We start from the raw sequence: 19944 nt of genomic DNA, 5'->3' as shown, positions 1-19944 counted from the left end.
GCGTACGGCGGGGTCGGGGGGCACGCAGGAGCGCATGCCCGCCGACCCCGGTGGGGTGCTACTTCTCGGTGACCCCCGCCGAGTCGAACGTCGCCACCTCGTGCATCGCCCGCGCCGTGCTCTGCACCAGCGGGAGGGCCAGCAGCGCGCCCGTGCCCTCGCCGAGGCGGAGGTCGAGGTCGACCAGGGGGCGCAGGCCCAGCTTGTTCAGGGCTGCCACATGGCCCGGCTCGGCGCTGCGGTGGCCCGCGATGCAGGCCGCGAGGACCTCGGGGGCGATGGCGCGGGCCACCAGGGCGGCGGCGCCGGCGCTGACGCCGTCCAGGATGACGGGCGTGCGCAGTGAGGCGCCGCCGAGGAGGAGGCCGACCATCGCCGCGTGCTCGAAGCCGCCGACCGCCGCCAGGACGCCGATCGGGTCGGCCGGGTCCGGCTGGTGGAGGTCCAGGGCACGGCGGACGACCTCGGTCTTGCGGGCGAGGGTCTCGTCGTTGATGCCGGTGCCGCGGCCGGTGACCTCGGCCGGGTCGGCGCCCGTGAAGACCGAGATGAGGGCCGCGGACGCGGTGGTGTTGGCGATGCCCATCTCGCCTGTGAGCAGGGCCTTGTTGCCGGCCGCCACCAGGTCGCGGGCGGTCTCGATGCCGACCTCGATGGCCTGCTTGGCCTCCTCGCGGGTCATCGCGGGCCCGGTGGTCATGTCGGAGGTGCCCGCGCGGATCTTGCGGGGCAGCAGGCCGGGGGTCCCGGGGAGCTCGGCCGCGACGCCGACGTCCACCACGCAGACCTCGGCGCCCACCTGGGACGCGAAGGCGTTGCAGACCGCTCCCCCGCCGAGGAAGTTGGCGACCATCTGGGCCGTCACCTCCTGCGGCCAGGGGGTGACGCCCTGGGCGTGCACGCCGTGGTCGCCGGCGAAGATCGCGACGGCCGCGGGCTCCGGGATCGGCGGCGGGCACTGCCGGGACAGCCCGGACAGCTGCGCGGAGATGATCTCCAGCATGCCGAGCGAGCCCGGCGGCTTCGTCATGCGCTTCTGCCGCTCCCAGGCCTCGCCGAGCGCCTTGGCGTCCAGCGGGCGGACACTGGCGACGGTCTCGGCGAGCAGGTCGTGCGGGTCCTCGCCGGGCAGCGCGCGACGGCCGTACGTCTCCTCGTGGACGACCCACGACAGCGGGCGGCGCTTGGCCCAGCCCGCCTGCATCAGCTCGGGCTCGTCCGGGAACTCGTCGACGTAGCCGACGCACAGGTAGGCGACCACGTCGAGGTGGTCGGGCAGGCCCAGCGCGCGGACCATCTCCCGCTCGTCGAAGAAGCTGACCCAGCCGACGCCGAGGCCTTCGGCGCGGGCCGCGAGCCAGAGGTTCTCGACCGCGAGCGCGGAGGAGTACGGCGCCATCTGCGGCTGGGTGTGACGGCCCAGGGTGTGGCGGCCGCCGCGGGTCGGATCGGCGGTGACGACGATGTTCACCGGGGTGTCGAGGATGGCCTCGATCTTCAGTTCCTTGAACTGCTTCGCCCGGCCCTTGGGCAGGGACTTCGCGTAGGCGTCACGCTGCCGCATCGCCAGTTCGTGCATCGCGCGCCGGGTGTCGGCCGAGCGGATGACGACGAAGTCCCAGGGCTGCGAGTGGCCGACGGAGGGCGCGGTGTGGGCGGCCTCCAGGACGCGCAGCAGCACCTCGTGCGGGATGGGGTCGCCGCGGAAGCCGTTGCGGATGTCCCGGCGTTCCCGCATGACCTTCAGGACCGCCTCGCGCTCGGCGTCGTCGTACGCGGGCGCGGCGGGGCCGGTGGACTCTCTGGCTTCTTCCACGGCTGCCGGGGTCTCCTCCTGGTCGGCGGCCCTGGTTTCCAGGTCCTCCGGGCTCTGTGCGACATCGGGGTCGACGTCAGGTGCGACGTAGACGTAGGGGTCCACGTCGGCCTCCTGCTCCGTGTCCGGGATCGCCGGGTCGGGAGCGGGGGCAGGGTCGGCGGCGCGGGGGGCGGGGACCGTGACAGGAGCCTGCTGGGGTTCCGCCGTGGCCTCCGCGACTGCCTCCGCCACTGTCTCCGCCTCGGGCGTCGGCTGCTCCTCGGTCGGGAGCACGATCGGGTGCGGCGGGGTCGGGGCGAGGTGCGGGGTGGTGGGCACCGCGCCTTCGACCTGCACGAACTGACCGAGGGGTACCTCGACGAGCGGCTCCTCGACCACGGGCTGCTCGACGACCGGCTCTTCGGCGACGGGCTGCTCAGCGACCGGCTCCTCAGCCACCGGCTCCTCGACCACCGGCTCGCCCGCCGTGGGCTGGTCCGCCGTGGGCTGGTCCGCCGTGGGCTGGTCCGGCTGGGGTTCCGGGGTGACGACGGGCACCTCGGCGAGCGGCTCGGGTGCGGCTGCTGCGGGCTGGAGGGGCTCCGGGGGCAACTCGCTCTGGGGAGACTGCTGTTCGGGCAGATCCTGCAGGAGCTGCGGGGCCGGGACTGCCTCCACCAGGGGGGCCGCCGGGGGCTCGGGGGCGACGACGGGTGCCTCCACGGGCAGCTCCGTGGTCTCCGTCGGCTCCGCCGTGTCCGTCATCTCGGTCAGGGGTTCCGGCTGCGGCTCGGGGGCCGGCTCCGGTACCAGTTCCGGCTCCGGTACCAGTTCCGGTTCCGGTACCAGTTCCGGTTCCGGTTCCGGTTCCACGATGGCCACGGGGGCCGGGGCCTCGTTCGGGACCTCGGGCTCCGGCTGCGGCTCCGGCTGAACTTCCGGGACCGGCTGGACGGCGAGCTCCGGCTCGGGCTCCGCCTGCTGGGCGGGGACCTCGACGAACTGGACGGCTTCCGGGGCGGCGGGCTCGGCGAGGACGGCCACGGGGGCGGCCGGCTCCTCCACGGGTGCCGGCGTCTCCGGGATCACGGTCGCCACGGGCTCGGGGGTCTCGACCGGGTCGGGAACCGGGACCTCGGGAACGACGTCGACGACCGGAACCGGAACCGGAACCGCCTCTGCCGCAGGCGCCTCGGCGACCTGCTCCTGAAGCCGGGGTTCCTCGGCGGCGATCACCTCTGCGGCGTTCGCCTCGGGGACCTCCGGTACCTGCTCCACCGTCTCGACCGGGGCAGGCTCGACGGCCTGTACCGCCTGCACGGCCTCCGGTGCGTCCGGTGCCTGCGGTGCCTGCGGCGCGTCCATCGGCGGTTCGAAGACCGGCTCGGCGGAGACCTCCGCTGCCTGGTCCTCGCCGGAGACGGGAACGTCGGCCGTGATCTGAACGGCGTCCGCGACCGGGGCGGCGGGGGCTTCCTCGGCCTCCGCCATCATCGCGGCTCCGAGCAACTGACCGGGGTCGACGACCCCGTACGTCTCGGCGGCGACCGGGGCCGCGGGCGCGGGGACCGGGACGGCCGCCTCGGGTTCCTGCGGGACGGCCGGGACGGTCGCGGCGATCGCCTCGGTCGCCACGCGGGCCACCACGGCCTGGGCCACGCCCACCGGCTCGGCCGGCGCCGGAACAACCGTTTCCGCAGTCGTCACCCCGGACGCGACCGGCCCCTGGACCGTGGCCTGGGCGGCGCCCCAGGGGGACGCACCCTGGGGGGGCATCTCGCGCAGGGGCGGCACATCCAGGTACTCGGGGCCGGACGCGGGTGCGACGGGCTGGCGTACCGGCGCGTCCGCGGGGCCGCGGTCGGCCAGGGAGCGGACCGGGCTGGCGGAGGCGTCGGGGATCGGCGGGCCGAGGTGCAGCGGGCGGCGCGGGGCCGACTGGGGCGCCGACGGGCTGGGCAGGCGGACGGCGCTGAGGTCGACCGAGCCGCTGTCGCGGCCGGCCATCTCGTGCGGGCCCGGCTCGTGCACCACCGTCTCGACCACCGGTTCGGGCGCGGGCGGCGCCACCTCGTTGCCCCATGCGCTCTGCGCGCCCGGCAGCAGCAACAGGTCTTCGTCCTCGGCGGTGGTGTCGGAGAGGTAGGTGTACGCACCGTGCGCGGAGGCGCCCGGCTGCTCCACCATGCCTGCGCTCTCCGGCAGCCCCTCGGCCGGGACCTGGCCGGTGTCGGTCATGCGTAACCCCTCGCCCATCGGTTAGTGCTCCTACGACCCGCTCACCCGGAGCGGCGCACCGACCGCCCCGTAGTGAAGAACGAGCGTCCGTGCCCAGCGGCACGAACGACCCGCCCGAAAAAGCGACAAAGCCATTCAGTGGCATTGTCCCGGCCGTCGTCGCATCGCGACAGCTTGATCCGCGACGCTCCGCTGTGGACTGCGCCACGTTGCGCGCCCTCCGGTACTGCCGTACCACACCTACCCCAAAAGGGATGTGTTTTCCGGACATTGACCGACGAAGTGCCGGGCGAACGGAAGCGGTACGACGATCGGCCAGCCTACCGCGCGCGGTACGACAACAGGATCACGGGGAGGGCGAACCGGGTCACGCCGTACGGTCGGGGAGAGCCCCGCTGAGCAGGAACGCGACGCTCCGTTCCGTCTCCGTCCAGGCCCGCGTGTCGAGTTCCACGGACTGGACGAGAGCGCACTCGACGCGGTAGCCGTGCTCGGACAGGTCCCGGCCCACGAGTTCGGCGGCGTCACGGGTCGCCGCGTGGGCGACGATGCGCTGCGGGCGGCGGTCGGCGACCGCGGAGACCACGGCCGCTCCCCCGCCGCCGACCCGGACGACGTCCGGTTCGGGCAGGTTCTCCAGCACGTGCGGGGCGGTGCCGCGGACGATCTGGAGCTGGACGCCGTAGCGGCGCGCGGCGGCGTCGGTGCGGGCGCACGCCTCCACGTACCGGTCGACGGCGATGACGGCGGCGCCCGCCCGCGCAGCCTCGGTCGCGAAGGCGCCGCTGCCGCAGCCGATGTCCCAGACGAGGTCGCCGACGCGCGGGCCGAGACGGGCGAGTTGGGCGGCACGCAGCAGTTCCGACTCGCCCTCGCCGAGTCCACCGCCGTAGGCCTCGGCGGGCAGGGCCCAGCCGCGCGGGCCGGTGTCCGGGGCGCGGCCGGCGAGCCAGCCGGTGTCGCCGGAGACGGCCGGCCCGGTGGGGCCGCCGATGACGATGACGACGTTGGGGTCGCGCCAGATGTGGTCGGCGGCCTTGTCGGAGGTGGTGATCCTGACCTGTTCGCGGGTGGTGCCGAGTTCCTCGCAGACCACGAAGGTGCGGTGCACACCCTCCATGAGCAGGCCGAGCTCCGCCGGTCCGGCTCCCGGCGAGGTGAGGACGGCGACCTTGGTGTGGGCGCGGCACACATTGACCGCGCGGCGCAGGGTGCGCCGGTGTGCGACGACCACCTGGGCGTCGTCCCAGGGCATGCCGGCCCGGGCGAAGGCCGCGGCGACGGCGGAGACGGCCGGGACGACCTCCACCTCCAGGCCGAACTCGGGTGCGCGCAGGGTCCGTACGACGCCGAAGAAGCCCGGGTCGCCGTCGGCGACGACGACGGCGGTGCCGCGGTGGCCGGCGATGCGGCGGGCGGCGAGGGAGACGCTGCCGAGCCGGATGCGTTCCGCGCCGGGCGGGACCTCGGGCAGCGTCAGGTGGTGGGCGGCCCCGGCCACGAGGGTGGCGGCGCCCAGGGCGGAGCGGGCCGCGGCGGTCAGCGGCGAGCCGTCCCAGCCGATCACCGTGACGCGGTCGGCCATCGTCGTCAGTCCCCCCGGGGGTTCACGCAGGTAGCGGGCTCCGTGAGGGTACCTGGTCGGCAGGTCCCGGCAAGGGCGCCGGCACCCGGGCCGGGGGTCAGTTCCAGTCGGTGTACGAGGTGAAGCCGCCGCTCTCCGCGAAGTGCTCCCCGGCGCCCTCGACGTCCTCCGGGAGCAGGCTCCAGACGATGTAGTCGGTGCGCACCTCGTTCCAGGTGCCGTCCTCGGCGCGGGCGCGCGCTATGCACGCGTTGCGCAGGACGCCCTCGCTGATGCACCCGATCTTCTGGGCGACCTGCTGGGAGGCGGTGTTGTCGGCGGCCGTGCGCAGCTCGACGCGCTCGAACTTCTGATCGGTGAACAGCCATTGGGCGGTGGCCAGCGCCGCCTCGGAGGCGTAGCCCTCGCCGCGCGCCCAGGGGGCGATGATGTACGACATCTCGGTGGAGCGGACGTGCCAGTTGGTCTTGGCCAGCTGGACGATGCCGACCAGGCGCTGGGTGAGGAACTCGGTGACGGCGAGGTCGAGGCCGCGGCCGGCGGTGCGTTCGGCGGGCGCGTACTCGGTGATCCAGCGGCGGGCGGCCGCCCGGTCGTAGGGCTGGGGCACGGCGGTCCAGGCCGCGACCTGCTCGTCGTTCATCATGTCGGCCAGCGCGGGCACGTCGTCCTCGTCGAGGGGACGCAAGCCCAACCGCTCCGTGCTGATGGAGATGGTGGGGAAGGTGCTTGTCATGCGCCGCTCCGTAACCTTCGAAATCTCGGATGAGACCTGCCGGCCCGTCAGGGCTCGCTGAACTGCCCAGCATGCAGCATGCAAGCGCGGAACCACACCACGGGGTCCGCACCGAGTGAAGGAGCGGACCCCGTGCGCAGCGCGGTCGACGCGGGTCAGAACGCCGCGACGACGGCGCCGTCGTACTTGTCCTCGATGAACTTCTTCACCTCGGGCGAGGTGAGCAGCTCGGCCAGCTTCACCACGCGCGGGTCGTCCTCGTTGCCCTTCTTCACGGCGAGGAAGTTGGCGTACGGGTTGTCCGTGGCGGACTCCGCGACCAGGGCGTCCTTCGCCGGGCTGAGCTTGGCCTCGAGCGCGTAGTTGCCGTTGATCACGGCGGCGTCGACGTCGGCGAGGGAGCGCGGCAGCTGGGCCGCCTCCAGCTCCTTGAACTCGATGTTCTTGGGGTTGGAGGTGACGTCCTTGGGGGTCGCGGAGTAGCCGACGCCGGACTTCAGGCCGATCAGGCCGTTGGCCTCCAGGAGCTTCAGCGCGCGGGCCTCGTTGGTGGTGTCGTTCGGCAGGGCGATGGTGGCGCCCGTCTTGAGGTCGGCGAGCTTCTTGACGCCCTGGGAGTACAGACCGAGCGGCTCCAGGTGCACGGTGGCGCCGGGCACCGCGACGATGTCGGTGTCGTTCTTCTTGTTGAAGTCGGTCAGGTACGGCTGGTGCTGGAAGTAGTTGGCGTCGACCTCGCCCTGCTGGACGGCGGTGTTGGGCGTCACGTAGTCCGTGAACTCCTTGACCTCGAGCTTGAGGCCGGCCTTCGCCGCGAGGTTGTCCTTGATGTAGGCGAGGATCTCGCCCTGCGGGGTGGGCGTGGCGGCGACGGTCAGCGTGGCGTTCGCGTCGGTGCTGCCGGAGTCCTTGTCCGAGCCGCAGGCGCTGAGTCCGAGGGTGAGGGCTCCGGCGGCGAGGACGGCAGTGGTGATCTTGGCGGTGTTACGCACGAAAAGTGCCTTTCCTGAGGTGGTGCGTCCCCGCGTTGGGTGGGCGGGGAGTCTGGGGGTGTTTCTCGGGGGGCCCGGGGAGGGCTCAGGCGACCTTGCTCACGTCTGCCGCCGCGGGCTCCTTCGCCTTCAGCAGGCGGAGCTTCGGGGCGGGGCCGGAGCGGCCGCCGCGGCGGTGCAGGGAGCGGGCCGCGTAGTCGCCGGCGAACTGGATGAGCGAGATGACGACGGCGAGGATCGCCACCGTGATCCACATCAGCTCGGTCTCGAAGCGCTGGTAGCCGTAGCGGATGGCGATGTCGCCGAGGCCGCCGGCGCCGACCGTGCCGGCCATGGCGGAGTAGCCGATGAGCGCGACGATCGTGGTCGTGGTGCCGGCGATGAGCGAGGGCAGGGACTCGGGGACGAGGACCTTGCGGACGATCGTCCAGGTGTTGCCGCCCATCGACTGCACGGCCTCGACGAGCCCGCCGTCCACTTCGCGGACGGCCGTCTCGACCAGGCGGGCGAAGAACGGGATGGCCCCGATGGCGAGCGGCACGATCGCGGCGTCACGGCCGATGGTCGTCCCGGTGATCGTGCGGGTGAAGTTCATCAGCGCGACCATCAGGATGATGAACGGCATCGAGCGGGCGATGTTCACGATCTGCCCGATCACCTTGTTGGCGACGGTGTTCTGCAGCAGGCCGCCCCGGTCGGTCAGGACCAGCAGGATGCCGAGCGGGAGGCCGCCGGCGACGGCGATCAGGGTGGACCAGCCGACCATGTAGAGGGTGTCCCAACACGCCTGGGACAGCAGGGGCTCCATCTCGGACCAGGTCACTTCGCACCTTCGTTCACCAGCAGGGGCTCGCCCACGACGTCGATCTGCAGGCCCTGTTCGCGCAGGAAGCCGATCGGCACGACGTTGTCCTCGTAGCGGCCGGGCAGTTCGATGCGCATGCGGCCGACCTGGAGGCCGCCGACGGTGTCGATGGCCGCGCCGAGGATCGAGATGTCGATGTTGTAGGTGCGCGACAGCTGGGAGATGACGGGCTGGGTGGCGGCCTCGCCGTGGAAGGTGACGTCGATGACGGTGCGGTCGTCTCCGGTGGCCTCGCCGCCGACCGGGAAGAGGGCGGCGGCCAGTTCGGAGCCGGGGGTGGCGAGCAGTTCGCTGACCGTGCCGGACTCGACGACGTGGCCGTTCTCCATGAGCGCGGCGGAGTCGCAGATCGACTTCACCACGTCCATCTCGTGGGTGATGAGCAGCACGGTCAGGCCGAGCTGCCGGTTCAGGTCTCGCAGCAGCTGGAGGATGGAGCGGGTGGTCTCGGGGTCGAGGGCGCTGGTGGCCTCGTCGGAGAGCAGCACCTTCGGGTCGCCGGCCAGGGCGCGGGCGATGCCGACGCGCTGCTTCTGGCCGCCGGAGAGCTGGGCGGGGAAGGACTTCGCCTTGTCGGCGAGACCGACCAGGTCGAGCAGCTCCAGCGCCTTGCGGGAACGTTCCTTCCCTGAGACGCCGAGGATCTCCAGGGGCAGTTCGACGTTGTCCTGCACGGTCCGCGAGGACAGCAGGTTGAAGTGCTGGAAGACCATGCCGATCCGGCTGCGCGCCTGTCGCAGCTCCTTGCCGGCCCGGGGTCCGCGCCCGGCGAGCGCGGTGAGGTCCTGGCCGGCGACGGTGACCGTGCCGGCAGTGGGGCGTTCCAGGAGGTTGATGCAGCGGATGAGCGAGGACTTGCCGGCGCCGGACTGGCCGATGACGCCGTACACCTCGCCTTCGCGGACGTGCAGGTCGACGCCGTCGAGGGCGGTGACCGCACGGCCGCGCGAGCGGTAGACCTTGGTCAGGCCCGTGGTGGTGATCACGTGGAGTTCCGTCACTGTCGAGTGCGCGGGCGTGGGTGTGCCCGGGCGCACGGGTGCAGGCTGTCAGGGACGCGACACGGTTCTCGCTGTGGCGGGGAACCGGGGAGAAACATGTGCGCGGGGCGCGGCAGGTGTCACGTACGGCTCAGGTGCGGCGTACGGACCTGCCACGGCGTCTCGCTTCGGGGCGCGAGCTCGGGTGGTGCGGGGGCCCTCTAGAAGGCGCACATTCGACACATACAACGAGCACCGGGCGTCATGGTCGCCTCGGTCGCAAGGATGCGGCTGCTCGTCGTGGTCATGGGCATCAGTAAAGCAGAAGTACGGTCCTGACAAAGACTGCGCTGTCCGGATGCTGGACAGCCGTGGACGGCCCTCGGACATCCCTCAGTCGCGTACGGAGATCCCCACTCCCCCGCCGGTGACCAGTGCCGACAGGGCGGACAGATCCTTCACCACGAGGTCGGCGGCGAGCTCATGGGCCTGGCGGGTTGTGGCCAACGCCACGGTGGTCATCCCGGCGGCGCGACCGGCCGCGGGGCCGATCGCGAGGTGCCGGATACGCCGTATTAAGGTCGCTGCATGCTTGATGCACTGACGCTGGCGACCGGCGTCGCCGCGTTGCTGCTCGCCGCCTGGTGCGGCTGGGCCGCCTACCGTGACCAGCCGACGAAGGACTGGCACTTCATCGGGATGGCCGTGGTCACGGCGCTGGCCGTGGTCCAGTTGGTGATCGGGGTCGTGCAGCTGGCGCGGGGCGAGAAGCCCGAGCAGGGCACGACGATCTTCGTGGCGTATCTGCTGGGGGCGTTCGCGTGCGTTCCGGCGGCGGGGTTCATGTCGCTGGCCGAGCGGACCCGTTGGGGTTCGGTGACGGTCGCGGCGGGCGGCGTGGTGCTCGCCGTGCTCGAGGTGCGGCTCTTCGACATCTGGGGAGGCTGACATGACGGCGACACAGGAGAAGCCGGCCCGGCTCATCAGCGGGCCCGGGATCCTGCTGGTGTGGTTCTACGGGGTCATGGTGGTCGGGGCCGTGTCGCGGTCGGCGTACGAGATCGCGACCGAGTTCGACCGGGCGCCGCTGGCGTACTCGCTGTCGGCGTTGGCCGGCCTGGTGTACGGCTTCATCACGTACTCGCTGGTGCGGGGCGGCGAGACGGCCCGCAGGGCGGCGCGGATCTGCTGCGCCGCCGAGCTCGCGGGCGTACTGATCGTCGGCACCTGGACGCTGGTGGAGCCGTCCGCCTTCCCCGACGCGACCGTGTGGTCGAAGTACGGGATGGGGTACGTGTTCATTCCGGTGCTGCTGCCGCTGTCGGCCCTGTACTGGCTGCGGAAGTCCCGTACCCCCACGACCGCTACGCGGTAGCCGCGTACTCCCCGGCCTGCTTCTCCAGGACGATCATCGGCACGCCGTCGGTGCCCTCGGAGGTGCCGACGGTCTCGTAGCCGACACGGCGGTAGAGGCGGAGGTTGCCCTCGCTGCGGTGGCCGGTGAAGAGGCGGAACTTCTTGGCGCCGCGCTCCTCGGCCAGCGCCTCCTCGGCCGCGCGCAGCAGCCGTGCGCCGATGCCGTGGCCCTGGAGGCGGGGGTGGACGCAGAGCTTGCCGATGGCCGCGGCGCCGTCCTCCGTGAGGTTGCCGCGTACCGAGCCCACCACTTCGTCGCCCAGCCGGGCCACGAAGACGCAGTCGGTGGTGAGCTCCTGCCGGACCGAGTCGAGGCTCTGGACGAGCGGGGCGATGCGGTAGTTGCCGTACAGCGCGGCTTCGCTCTGGAAGCAGAGGTACTGCAGCCTGAAGATCTGCTCGGTGTCCTGCTCGGTCGCCACCGAGATGGTCACGCTCATGCCCATGTGCGCACGCCTCCCGCTCACCTGATCGCCTGTGGTCCTTCACTCCTATCCCCGCACATCACCCGCCGCAACCTCCGGAGCCAGCAAACGTCGCAGACATCCCAGACATCTGGAGCGTTCCGGGCCGAGACTGCCCTGTGAGATACCCAACTCCCCCGCGATCTCCCGGTAGGTGAGGTCCTCCGGCGAGAGCAGGGCCTGGAGCAGACGGGAGCAGCGGCCGGGCAGCCGGTGCACGGCCTCGCGCAGGGCGCGGTGGCGGGCCGCGGTGAGGACGAGTTGCTCCGGGCCGCGGTCGGCGTCGTCGGCCGGGTCGCTCGCGTACGGCTGTTCGCGGCGGGTGGTCCGGCGGGTGCGGCGGACCTCGGCGCGGACGGCCCGGCGCAGCCAGCCCTGGGGGTCGAGGGGCGGGCCCTCGGTGGCGAGGTGCTCCAGCAGGCGGAGCCAGACCGCCTGTTCCAGGTCGCCGGGTTCGGTGCCGGTGGCATGGGCCTCGGCGGAGGCCTCCGCGCTGAGGAGCGGGCGCAGGGCGGTGAGAAAGTCGGACGTCATATGCCGAACGATGCGGCCGCCCGGGCGGCTGGTTGCCCGGGCGGCCGACTGTCACTCCAACGAGGACTCAGCCGTTGACGAAGTCCGCGCGAGCCAGCAGTCCGGTGTCCGGGTTGTCCGTGAAGACGCCGTCGATGCCGGTCGCGAAGTAGGTGCGGAAGACGCTGAGGGAGTCGCCGTAGGCGTCCGCGTCCGTGCCCTTGCGGAAGCTCGTCGGCAGGAAGGGGTTCTCGTTGCGCATGGTGTACGGGTGCAGGACCAGGCCGACCGCGTGGGCGTCCTTCACCAGGGTGGTCGGGGTGGTGAGGTTGCCGCTCGCGTCCTTCGGGATGACCAGGTCGAGGGTCGGGCCGATGCCGCCCGCGTACCCCGCGATCTCGCGGAGCCCGGCCCGGGTGACGAGGTCGGCGACCGTGCGCGGGTCACCCGCCTCGACGAAGTCCCAGGGGCGGGTGCCGGCGGCCGACAGCAGGACCACGAGGGGGTTGTCGACCAGCTTGTTCAGGCGCTGGATGCTGCTCGGCTCGAAGGACTGGACGATGACCGGCGAGTTCTTCTTGTCCTTGCCGTACTTGTGCAGCAGCTTGGCGACCCGCTCCTCCAGGCCCAGGCCCAGCTTGCGGAAGTAGGTGGGGTGCTTGGTCTCGGGGTAGATCCAGACCTGCTTGCCGCGCTTACGGGTCTGCTCGTCCTGCCACTTCAGGACTTCCTCGAAGGTGGGGATCTCCCAGCGACCGTTGTAGAGCGTGTTGTGCGGACGGTAGTCCGGGATGCGCTCGATCGCGCGCAGGGTCTTGAGCTCGGCGAGCGTGAAGTCCTCGGTGAACCAGCCGGTGAGGGAGACGCCGTCGAGCACCTTGGTCGTCCTGCGGCTCGCGAACTCGGGGTGGTCGGCGACGTCCGTCGTCCCGCCGATCTCCGGCTCGTGCCGGCAGACCAGGTGACCGTCCCTGGTGGGGACGAGGTCACCGGCCTCGACGATGTCGGCGCCCAGGTCGAGGGCGAGCTGGTAGGAGCCGAAGGTGTGCTCGGGGCGGTAGCCGCTGGCGCCGCGGTGACCGATGATCGTCGGGACGGGCAGGCTCTTCAGGCCGCCGCCGCCCCCGTGCCGCGCGTCGGCGGCTCTCGCCGTGCCCGACAGACCGAGGACGCCTCCGGTGGCGCCGAGCACGGCAGCGCCGAGCAGCGCCCGCCGTCCGGTTCCGCTCACGCTCGCCTGATGGTTCGACTCCTGCGTGCCCTGCGTGCCCATGAGGGGCCTCCTGCCGTCGGCTCGTCCGTGCGCGCCGATCGTAGGGGCGTGGACATGACCGTCGGGAGACCTCGGTCCTAACACGCGGGTTACGGTGGATGGCTTGTGCAGCACTGCTGTCTGACACGGCGTCGGACGGGGCCGGATGCGACCGAATGCGGCTCGATGGCGCTGGATGCGGCCTGTTGCGGCTTGTTGCGGTGGATTGAACGGGTTCGGTCCGGGAAGGCGGGCAGTGAGCAGTCGGTTAAGCGCACCGCCTCGCAGCGTTCCGCGCAGGTGTCGGGCGGGCGGCGATACGGCCGTACAGGTAAACGTGGGTCAACAGTGCGTAAGACCTGGGTGACCCGATGTGCGCCACCCCCACGGCCGCGAGTATCGTCCTCACCTGCACAGACTCATACCGTTTTCCCTTGACATCGGAGGGCTCGTTGTCCCGCTTCGCGCTGATCAAGACAGTGCTCGGACCGGTCATGCGCCTGATGTTCCGCCCCCGGGTCGAGGGCGCGGAGCACATCCCCGGCGACGGTCCGGTCATCCTGGCCGGCAACCACCTCACGTTCATCGACTCGATGATCCTGCCGCTCGTGTGCGACCGGCAGGTCTTCTTCATCGGCAAGGACGAGTACGTCACCGGCCAGAGCCTCAAGGGCCGGCTGATGGCCTGGTTCTTCATCGGGGTCGGCATGATCCCCGTCGACCGCGACGGCGGACGCGGCGGTGTCGCCGCCCTGATGACCGGGCGCCGGGTGCTGGAGGAGGGGAAGGTCTTCGGGATCTACCCCGAGGGCACCCGGTCGCCCGACGGCCGGCTGTACCGGGGCCGTACCGGCATCGCGCGGCTGACGTTGATGACGGGCGCGCCGGTCGTGCCCTTCGCGATGATCGGCACGGACAAGTTGCAGCCGGGGGGTGCGGGGATGCCCCGCCCCGGGCGGGTCACCGTTCGGTTCGGCGAGGCGATGGAGTTCTCCCGGTACGAGGGGATGGACCGGGATCGGTATGTGCTGCGGGCTGTCACGGACTCGGTGATGACCGAGGTCATGCGGTTGTCGGGGCAGGAGTACGTGGACATGTATGCGACGAAGGCGAAAGCCGCGTAGCGGTGTAGCGGTTCGTTGTCGCGTGGGGGTGCGTTGTGGCTGGTCGCGCCCCGCGGCGGAGCCGCATGTCGGCGCTGTCCCGCGCCCCTTGGGTTGCGACCCTTACCCGGCGTCCTCCAGGCGCTGGTCCCTCAGCAGGAACCAGGCTGCGAGTGCCGTGGCGAGCAGGATCGCCGCGCCTACTCCCGATGCAACGCTCAGGCCGTTGACGAATGCCTCTCGGGCCGAGGTCAGCATGGTTTCGGCCGCCGGGGTCGACATGTGGCCTGCCGCCTCCACCGCGCCGCCCAACGACTCGTGCGCGCCCTCCGGTGTGCCCGTCGGGGACGGGAAGCCCCGGTAGACGCCGGTCACGATGGAGCCGAGTACGGCGATGCCGAGGGCCGCGCCCAACTCGTACGCCGTCTCGGAGACCGCTGAGGCCGCTCCCGCCTGTTCCTTGGGGACCGAGGACAGGATGACGTCGGAGGTCACCGTGAAGGAGAAGCCGGCGCCGATGCCGACCGCCAGCAGGGCCGCGCCCAGGATCGGATAGCCGGTCGTCGCGTCGATCGTCGTCAGCGCGGCCAGGGCCAGGCCGATCGCCGCCAGACCGCCGGAGACCACGGCGCGTACCGAGTAGCGGCGGGCCGTTCGGCCCGCGATCAGTCCGGCCGCCACCGCGCCCACGGCCGCGGGGAGTTCGGCCAGGCCGGCTTCCAGGGGCCTCCTGCCCTGTACCAACTGCAGGTACTGGGAGAGGAAGAAGACCAGGCCGGACATGCCGAGCACGGTCAGCATGTCGGCCAGTACCGCGCCGCTGAAGCCGGGCTTGCGGAACAGGCGCATGTCCAGCAGCGGCTTGGGGAGGGTGAGCTGGCGGCGGACGAAGCCGTGGAGCGCGGCCGCGCCCAGCAGACCCGCCGTCAGCGGTTCCCAGGTCGGGCCGTGACTGGCGGCCTCCTTGACCGCGTAGACGACGGCGATCATGCCGACCAGCGAGAGGACCACGCTGACCAGGTCCCAGGGGCCCGGGTCGGGGTTCTTCGACTCGGGCAGCGTCTTCAGGCCGACGACGACGAGCACGACCATCACCGGCAGGTTGATGAGGAAGACCGAGCCCCACCAGAAGTGTTCGAGCAGGAAGCCGCCCACGATGGGGCCCACCGCGGTGCCGGCGGAGGCGGTCGCGCCCCAGATGCCGACCGCGAGGCTGCGCTCGCGCGGGTCGTGGAAGAGGTTGCGGATCAGGGCGAGGGTGGCGGGCATCAGGGTCGCGCCCGCCACGCCCAGCAGGGCCCGGGCCGCGATCATCGTCTCCGGGGTCGTGGCATAGGCGTTGAGGACCGATATCAGGCCGAACGCGGTGGCGCCGACGAGCAGGATCCGCTTGCGGCCGATGCGGTCGCCGAGGCTGCCCATCGAGACGAGCAGGCCGGCGATGACGAACGAGTAGACGTCGCCGATCCAGAGGAGCTGGGTGCCGGAGGGGCCCAGGTCCTCGCTGATGTAGGGGGTCGCGAGACCGAGGACGGTCGCGTCGACGGCCACCAGCAGCACGGCGAGCACGAGGACGGAGAGCGCGAGCCAACGGTCCGGGCGCTTCACCGCCTCGGTCGTGGTCTCCGGCTGCAGGGTGCTGGTCATGATTCCTCTCTCCGTAGAGCGCCGCCGAGCAGCAGCTCGACGATCATGTGGGTGAAGTCCTTGGGGGCGACCCTGCCCTCCACGACCGCCCAGGCGCCGGAGGCCAGCAGGCCGTAGAGCGCCTCGGTGAGCCAGGCCGGGGTGAGGTCGATACGGAACTCGCCGTCGGCCTGGCCGCGCCGGAACAGGGTCGCGATGCGGTCGTCGATCCGCGTCCAGCCCTGGTGCTGGTCGCCCTCGAAGAGCTGGTTCTCCGAGTAGAGGAAGGCGAGCAGGGCGGCGGCCGGTTCGATCTCCTGGACGAGTCGGCGTACGGCGTCGGCCGCCGGGCCCTCCTCCAGCCGGGCCCGGTCCAGGGCGCTCTCGCACTCCGCTATGCCGAGCGCCTCCAGGGCGCGGACCAGCGCGTCGCGTCCGGCGAAGTGACGGTGCAGGGTGGCGCGGCTGATCCCGGCCGCCTTGGCGACCTCGTCCATCGTGGCGGTGGATCTGCGGGTCAGCAGGGCGGCGGCGCTGCGGAGTACGTGGTCACGGTCGACGGCCATGAGACAAGGTTAGCCCATATGAGACGTTGATGTCTCACCACGGGCACGCGCGACTCACCGTGGGCGGGCATAGGGGGTTTCTCAGTGCCAGGGCAGGCTGCCGCGCCGCTCCCAGTACGCCCGCGGGTCCTCGGCGAGCGCGGCCAGCCGGTCCAGCTGGTCGTCGTCGAGATCGACGACGGCCGCGTGCAGGTTGGAGGCGAGCTGGGCGGCGGTCGCGGCGCCGGAGAGGACGACGCCGGCCCACGGCCGGCGCAGGATCACGGCGAGGGCGACGGCGTCACAGCCGAGGGAGGTCTCGCCCGCCACGGCCTTCAGGACGTCCGGCGCGTACGGCGCCGCGAGACGCCCGTTGGCCATGCCCTCCTTCACGATCACCGTGAGTCCGGCGTCGTGCGCCTCGGCGAGCGCCGGGCCGGCCGAGGTCTCCAGCGCGTTGTACGTCGACTGGACGGTGCGGAAGAGGGGCTCGCCGTCGACCGTCACGGCGAGGGCGGCGCGGATGGCGTCGGCCTGGGCGGGGCCGCTCGTGGAGAAGCCGACGGTGAGGCCCCGGGCGGCGGCTTCGGCCAGCTTCGCGTGGAGTTCCTTGTCGGTGAGGGCGGGGCTGTCCGGGGTCACCGAGTGGATCTGATAGAGGTCGAGGCGGGCGCCGAGCAGTTCGTCCGTCTCGGCGCGCTGACGCTCGTACGTCGCGGGGCTGTGGTCCTTGACCTCGTGCTTGTCCGCGTCCGTGGTCCAGTCGGCGGTGTAGGTGTAGCCCCATTTGCTGCCGACGACGATGTCGTCGACGTCGGGGCGGACCTTCAGCCAGTCGGCGAGGAACTCCTCCGAGCGGCCGTAGGAGCGCGCCGCGTCGAAGTAGCGGACGCCCTGGGCGTAGGCGGCGTCGAGGAGTTCGTGGGTGCGGGTGCGCAGCGATTCGACCGTGCGGTCCGCTCCCAGGTCGTCATCCCGGCCGAGGTTGATGTAGCCGGGGCGGCCGACTGCGGCGAGGCCGAAGCCGATGTGACAGGTGGGGGTCGTTGCCGCTGCCAGGCGGGCGAAGGGCATCGCAGGCTCCGTTCGGTCGGCTGCTGACCAACGTAACCCGCGACGGCCTTCGGTGAATGCGGGGCGCCTCAGAGTTCGGGGAGTGCGGCTCGTCGGCGGGTGCGGGTGCGTTGTGGTTGCTCGCGCCCACGCGGCGGAGCCGCACATCGACACAGCCCCGCGCCCCTTGGGGGCGCTGCCCTCAGCGCTTGTTTTTCGCCGCAGCCCATTCGTGCTGGACCGACACGTTCTGCTTCACCTCTGCCAGCTGGATCGCGACCGCGCTCGGGGCCGTGCCGCCTCGGCCGTTGCGGGAGGCCAGGGCGCCCCGGACGTTGAGGACCGTGCGGACCTCGGGGGTGAGGTGGGCGGAGATCTTGGCGAACTGGTCGTCCGTCAGTTCGTCCAGCTCCTTGCCCTCGGCCTCTGCCGCCTTGACGCACTCGCCGGCCACCTCGTGCGCGACACGGAACGGCACGCCCTGCTTGACCAGCCACTCGGCGATGTCGGTGGCGAGCGAGAAGCCGGCCGGGGCCAGTTCCTCCATGCGCTCGCGGTTGACGGTGAGGGTGGCCATCATGCCGGTGAAGGCGGGGAGCAGGACCTCGAGCTGGTCGCAGGAGTCGAAGACCGGCTCCTTGTCCTCCTGGAGGTCACGGTTGTAGGCCAGCGGAAGCGCCTTGAGCGTGGCCATCAGGCCCGTCAGGTTGCCGATCAGGCGGCCGCTCTTGCCCCGCGCCAGCTCCGCGATGTCCGGGTTCTTCTTCTGCGGCATGATCGACGAGCCGGTGGAGAACGCGTCGTGCAGCGTCACGAAGGAGAACTCCTTCGTGTTCCAGATGATGATCTCCTCGGAGATCCGGGAGAGGTTCACTCCGATCATCGCGGTGATGAAGGCGAACTCGGCGACGAAGTCGCGGGACGCCGTGCCGTCGATGGAGTTGCCGACGCTGCCGTTCTCGAAGCCGAGGTCGGCGGCCACCGCCTCCGGGTCCAGACCCAGGGAGGACCCCGCGAGCGCGCCGGAGCCGTACGGCGAGACGGCCGTGCGCTCGTCCCACTGCCGCAGCCGCTCCGCGTCCCGGGACAGGGACTGCACATGCGCGAGAACGTGGTGGGCGAAGAGCACCGGCTGGGCGTGCTGGAGGTGGGTGCGGCCGGGCATCGCCACGTCCGGGTGGGCCTCGGCGAGGCCGATCAGGGCGTCCTGGAGGTCGGCGATCAGGCCGCCGATGATCCGGGCGTGGTCGCGCAGGTACATCCGGAAGAGGGTCGCGACCTGGTCGTTGCGGGAGCGGCCCGCGCGCAGCTTGCCGCCGAGGTCGGCGCCGAGCCGCTCCAGCAGGCCCCGCTCCAGGGCGGTGTGGACGTCCTCGTCGGCGATCGTGCCGACGAAGGAGCCGTCGGCGACGTCCGCGTCGAGCTGGTCGAGCCCAGCGACCATCCGGGTGAGCTCGTCCTCGGTGAGCAGGCCCGCCTTGTGCAGCACGCGTGCGTGGGCGCGTGAACCGGCGATGTCGTAGGGCGCGAGCCGCCAGTCGAAGTGGACGGACGCGGACAGCTTCGCCAGGGCCTCGGCGGGGCCGTCGGCGAAACGGGCGCCCCAGAGCCGTACGTCACCGCTGTTGCTGCTCACTTGCGTTGCTCCTCACCGCTGCACTCAAGGTCCTGCATGATTATGCAGCGCTATGCATGATTCGTCAATTCGGGGAACTTCGGTAAGAGATTTGAAGACGCCTTGAACAACGGCAACCGCTTACCCGTACTCACCGCTGAACGCCGGCCGCGTGTTTGTAAACCCACTCCTGACCCAAGTGAGGCACCCCCATGTCCAGGGCTCTTCCGAAGTACAACAAGCGTCGCGTGGTGGTCATCGGCGCGGCCGCCGCTCTGGCTCTGTCCGGCGCGGTCGTCGTCAACTCCGCGCTCGCCGGGGAGTCGTCCAAGAGCAACGGCACCACCAACGCCAACACGCTCGCCGCCGGCCCGGGCACCATCTCGTGCCCGGATGTGGCCTCGCAACTGCCCGCGATCCCCGCCACCGCACAGGCCGAGGTCGACCGCAATCTCGCGCTGCTCCAGACCCAGATCGACGAGGCCAACCAGCGGCTGATCGACACCGTCGGCCAGGGTGGCGCCAACTTCGTGCAGAACGCGATCCTCGGCCCGCTGGAGGACAAGCGGATCGCCGTCGTGAACCGCATCGCCACCGCCATCGGCCGCACCGCGGACAAGCCCCAGGGTCTCGAGGCGCTCGCCCCCTGCGCCCTCGACGCGGGCGGCGCGGCGGACACCGGCGAGGAGGCCGGCGCCGGCGACGCGGCCGGTGACGAGGCCGAGGCCACCCCGGGCGCGGAGGAGACCGCCGCCGCGGGCGGGGCCGAGGACGGCGCGGCGGAGGACACCGGCGACGCCGGTGCCGAGGCGGGCGCTGCCGGCACGATCAGCTGCCCGGACGTCGCCTCGCAGCTGCCGGAGATCCCCGCCTCCGCGCAGGCCGAGGTGGACCGGAACCTGGCACTGCTGGAGACGCAGCTCGCCGAGGCCAACACCCGCCTGGTCAACACCGTCGGCCAGGGCGGCCCCAACTTCGTGCAGAACGCGATCCTCGGCCCGCTGGAGGGCAAGCGCGAGTCCACGATCGACCGCATCGCCATCTCGATCGGCCGCCAGGGCACCAAGCCGCAGGGCCTCGAGGCCCTGGCCCCCTGCACGTTGAACCAGTGACGTGACAGGCACAGCGGCCGCCCCGGGAAGCGCCGACCGGGGCGGCCGCTG

At 71.7% G+C, this 19944-nt stretch carries 17 protein-coding genes and 1 pseudogene; 4 read left to right on the top strand and 14 right to left on the bottom strand.

Annotation, left to right across the window (positions count from 1 at the left end; genetic code table 11):
• Positions 1–58 precede the first annotated feature (58 nt).
• The 7 genes and pseudogenes from cobT to ABZ725_RS40660 all read right to left on the bottom strand — a co-directional run.
• A complete protein-coding gene (cobT, locus tag ABZ725_RS40690) occupies positions 59–4036 on the bottom strand; it encodes a nicotinate-nucleotide--dimethylbenzimidazole phosphoribosyltransferase (protein ID WP_358807414.1) in 3978 nt (1325 codons plus the stop codon).
• A gap of 367 nt (positions 4037–4403) precedes the next feature.
• The gene (gene cbiE / locus ABZ725_RS40685) at positions 4404–5621 is read right to left on the bottom strand and encodes a precorrin-6y C5,15-methyltransferase (decarboxylating) subunit CbiE (RefSeq protein WP_358807413.1); all 1218 of its coding nucleotides are present in this window, start codon (positions 5619–5621) and stop codon (positions 4404–4406) included.
• A 97-nt stretch (positions 5622–5718) separates the two neighbouring features.
• On the bottom strand, positions 5719–6357 hold the full coding sequence (locus tag ABZ725_RS40680; RefSeq protein ID WP_351907968.1) for a GNAT family N-acetyltransferase: 639 nt from the start codon (positions 6355–6357) through the stop codon (positions 5719–5721).
• Between the two features lie 155 nt (positions 6358–6512).
• Positions 6513–7349, bottom strand: coding sequence for a MetQ/NlpA family ABC transporter substrate-binding protein (locus ABZ725_RS40675; RefSeq protein ID WP_358807412.1), 837 nt, complete (start codon positions 7347–7349; stop codon positions 6513–6515).
• Between the two features lie 85 nt (positions 7350–7434).
• Positions 7435–8172 carry a methionine ABC transporter permease gene (locus ABZ725_RS40670; protein WP_358807411.1) on the bottom strand — a complete coding sequence of 246 codons (738 nt, stop codon included), beginning with the start codon at positions 8170–8172 and terminating at the stop codon, positions 7435–7437.
• Complete coding sequence (locus tag ABZ725_RS40665) at positions 8169–9200, bottom strand: ATP-binding cassette domain-containing protein (protein ID WP_351907974.1); 1032 nt, start codon at positions 9198–9200, stop codon at positions 8169–8171. Before ABZ725_RS40665 ends, ABZ725_RS40670 begins: the two co-directional genes overlap by 4 nt.
• Positions 9201–9587: 387 nt before the next feature.
• Positions 9588–9734 (bottom strand): annotated as a pseudogene (locus tag ABZ725_RS40660) (HAD family hydrolase); the annotation flags it as partial.
• Between the two features lie 48 nt (positions 9735–9782).
• On the opposite strand from ABZ725_RS40660, the gene ABZ725_RS40655 reads away from it, so the two are divergent.
• On the top strand, positions 9783–10142 hold the full coding sequence (locus tag ABZ725_RS40655; protein WP_358807410.1) for a hypothetical protein: 360 nt from the start codon (positions 9783–9785) through the stop codon (positions 10140–10142).
• A 1-nt stretch (position 10143) separates the two neighbouring features.
• Positions 10144–10569: a hypothetical protein gene (locus ABZ725_RS40650; RefSeq protein ID WP_351907978.1), complete on the top strand. Its 426-nt coding sequence runs from the start codon at positions 10144–10146 to the stop codon at positions 10567–10569.
• Here ABZ725_RS40650 and ABZ725_RS40645 read toward each other — a convergent pair.
• From ABZ725_RS40645 to ABZ725_RS40635, 3 genes are all read right to left on the bottom strand, one after another.
• A complete protein-coding gene (locus ABZ725_RS40645; RefSeq protein WP_351908210.1) occupies positions 10559–11056 on the bottom strand; it encodes a GNAT family N-acetyltransferase in 498 nt (165 codons plus the stop codon). The two genes, ABZ725_RS40650 and ABZ725_RS40645, sit on opposite strands and share 11 nt — an antisense overlap.
• Positions 11057–11101: 45 nt before the next feature.
• Positions 11102–11608: a sigma-70 family RNA polymerase sigma factor gene (locus ABZ725_RS40640; protein ID WP_358807409.1), complete on the bottom strand. Its 507-nt coding sequence runs from the start codon at positions 11606–11608 to the stop codon at positions 11102–11104.
• Between the two features lie 67 nt (positions 11609–11675).
• A complete protein-coding gene (locus ABZ725_RS40635) occupies positions 11676–12860 on the bottom strand; it encodes a glycerophosphodiester phosphodiesterase (protein ID WP_358807408.1) in 1185 nt (394 codons plus the stop codon).
• Between the two features lie 431 nt (positions 12861–13291).
• Between ABZ725_RS40635 and ABZ725_RS40630 the strand changes: the two genes are divergently transcribed.
• Positions 13292–13963: a lysophospholipid acyltransferase family protein gene (locus ABZ725_RS40630; protein WP_351908212.1), complete on the top strand. Its 672-nt coding sequence runs from the start codon at positions 13292–13294 to the stop codon at positions 13961–13963.
• Positions 13964–14065: 102 nt separating this feature from the next.
• Here the strand turns inward: ABZ725_RS40630 and ABZ725_RS40625 are convergent, their stop codons facing one another.
• The 4 genes from ABZ725_RS40625 to argH form a co-directional block, all read right to left on the bottom strand.
• The gene (locus ABZ725_RS40625) at positions 14066–15589 is read right to left on the bottom strand and encodes an MFS transporter (protein ID WP_358807407.1); all 1524 of its coding nucleotides are present in this window, start codon (positions 15587–15589) and stop codon (positions 14066–14068) included.
• On the bottom strand, positions 15586–16134 hold the full coding sequence (locus tag ABZ725_RS40620) for a helix-turn-helix domain-containing protein (RefSeq protein ID WP_351907986.1): 549 nt from the start codon (positions 16132–16134) through the stop codon (positions 15586–15588). Before ABZ725_RS40620 ends, ABZ725_RS40625 begins: the two co-directional genes overlap by 4 nt.
• Before the next feature lie 81 nt (positions 16135–16215).
• The gene (locus ABZ725_RS40615) at positions 16216–17187 is read right to left on the bottom strand and encodes an aldo/keto reductase (RefSeq protein ID WP_358807406.1); all 972 of its coding nucleotides are present in this window, start codon (positions 17185–17187) and stop codon (positions 16216–16218) included.
• Between the two features lie 181 nt (positions 17188–17368).
• A complete protein-coding gene (gene argH, locus ABZ725_RS40610) occupies positions 17369–18802 on the bottom strand; it encodes an argininosuccinate lyase (RefSeq protein ID WP_358807405.1) in 1434 nt (477 codons plus the stop codon).
• Positions 18803–18993: 191 nt separating this feature from the next.
• Here argH and ABZ725_RS40605 point away from each other — a divergent pair, with 191 nt between their 5' ends.
• Entirely contained in the window at positions 18994–19893 is a 900-nt protein-coding gene (locus tag ABZ725_RS40605; RefSeq protein WP_358807404.1) for a hypothetical protein, read from the top strand.
• Positions 19894–19944: the final 51 nt, after the last annotated feature.

Origin of the sequence: Streptomyces sp. NPDC006872, assembly GCF_040635845.1 — a bacterium.
GTDB lineage: Bacteria > Actinomycetota > Actinomycetes > Streptomycetales > Streptomycetaceae > Streptomyces.
This window is presented reverse-complemented; position numbering and strand designations above follow the sequence as displayed.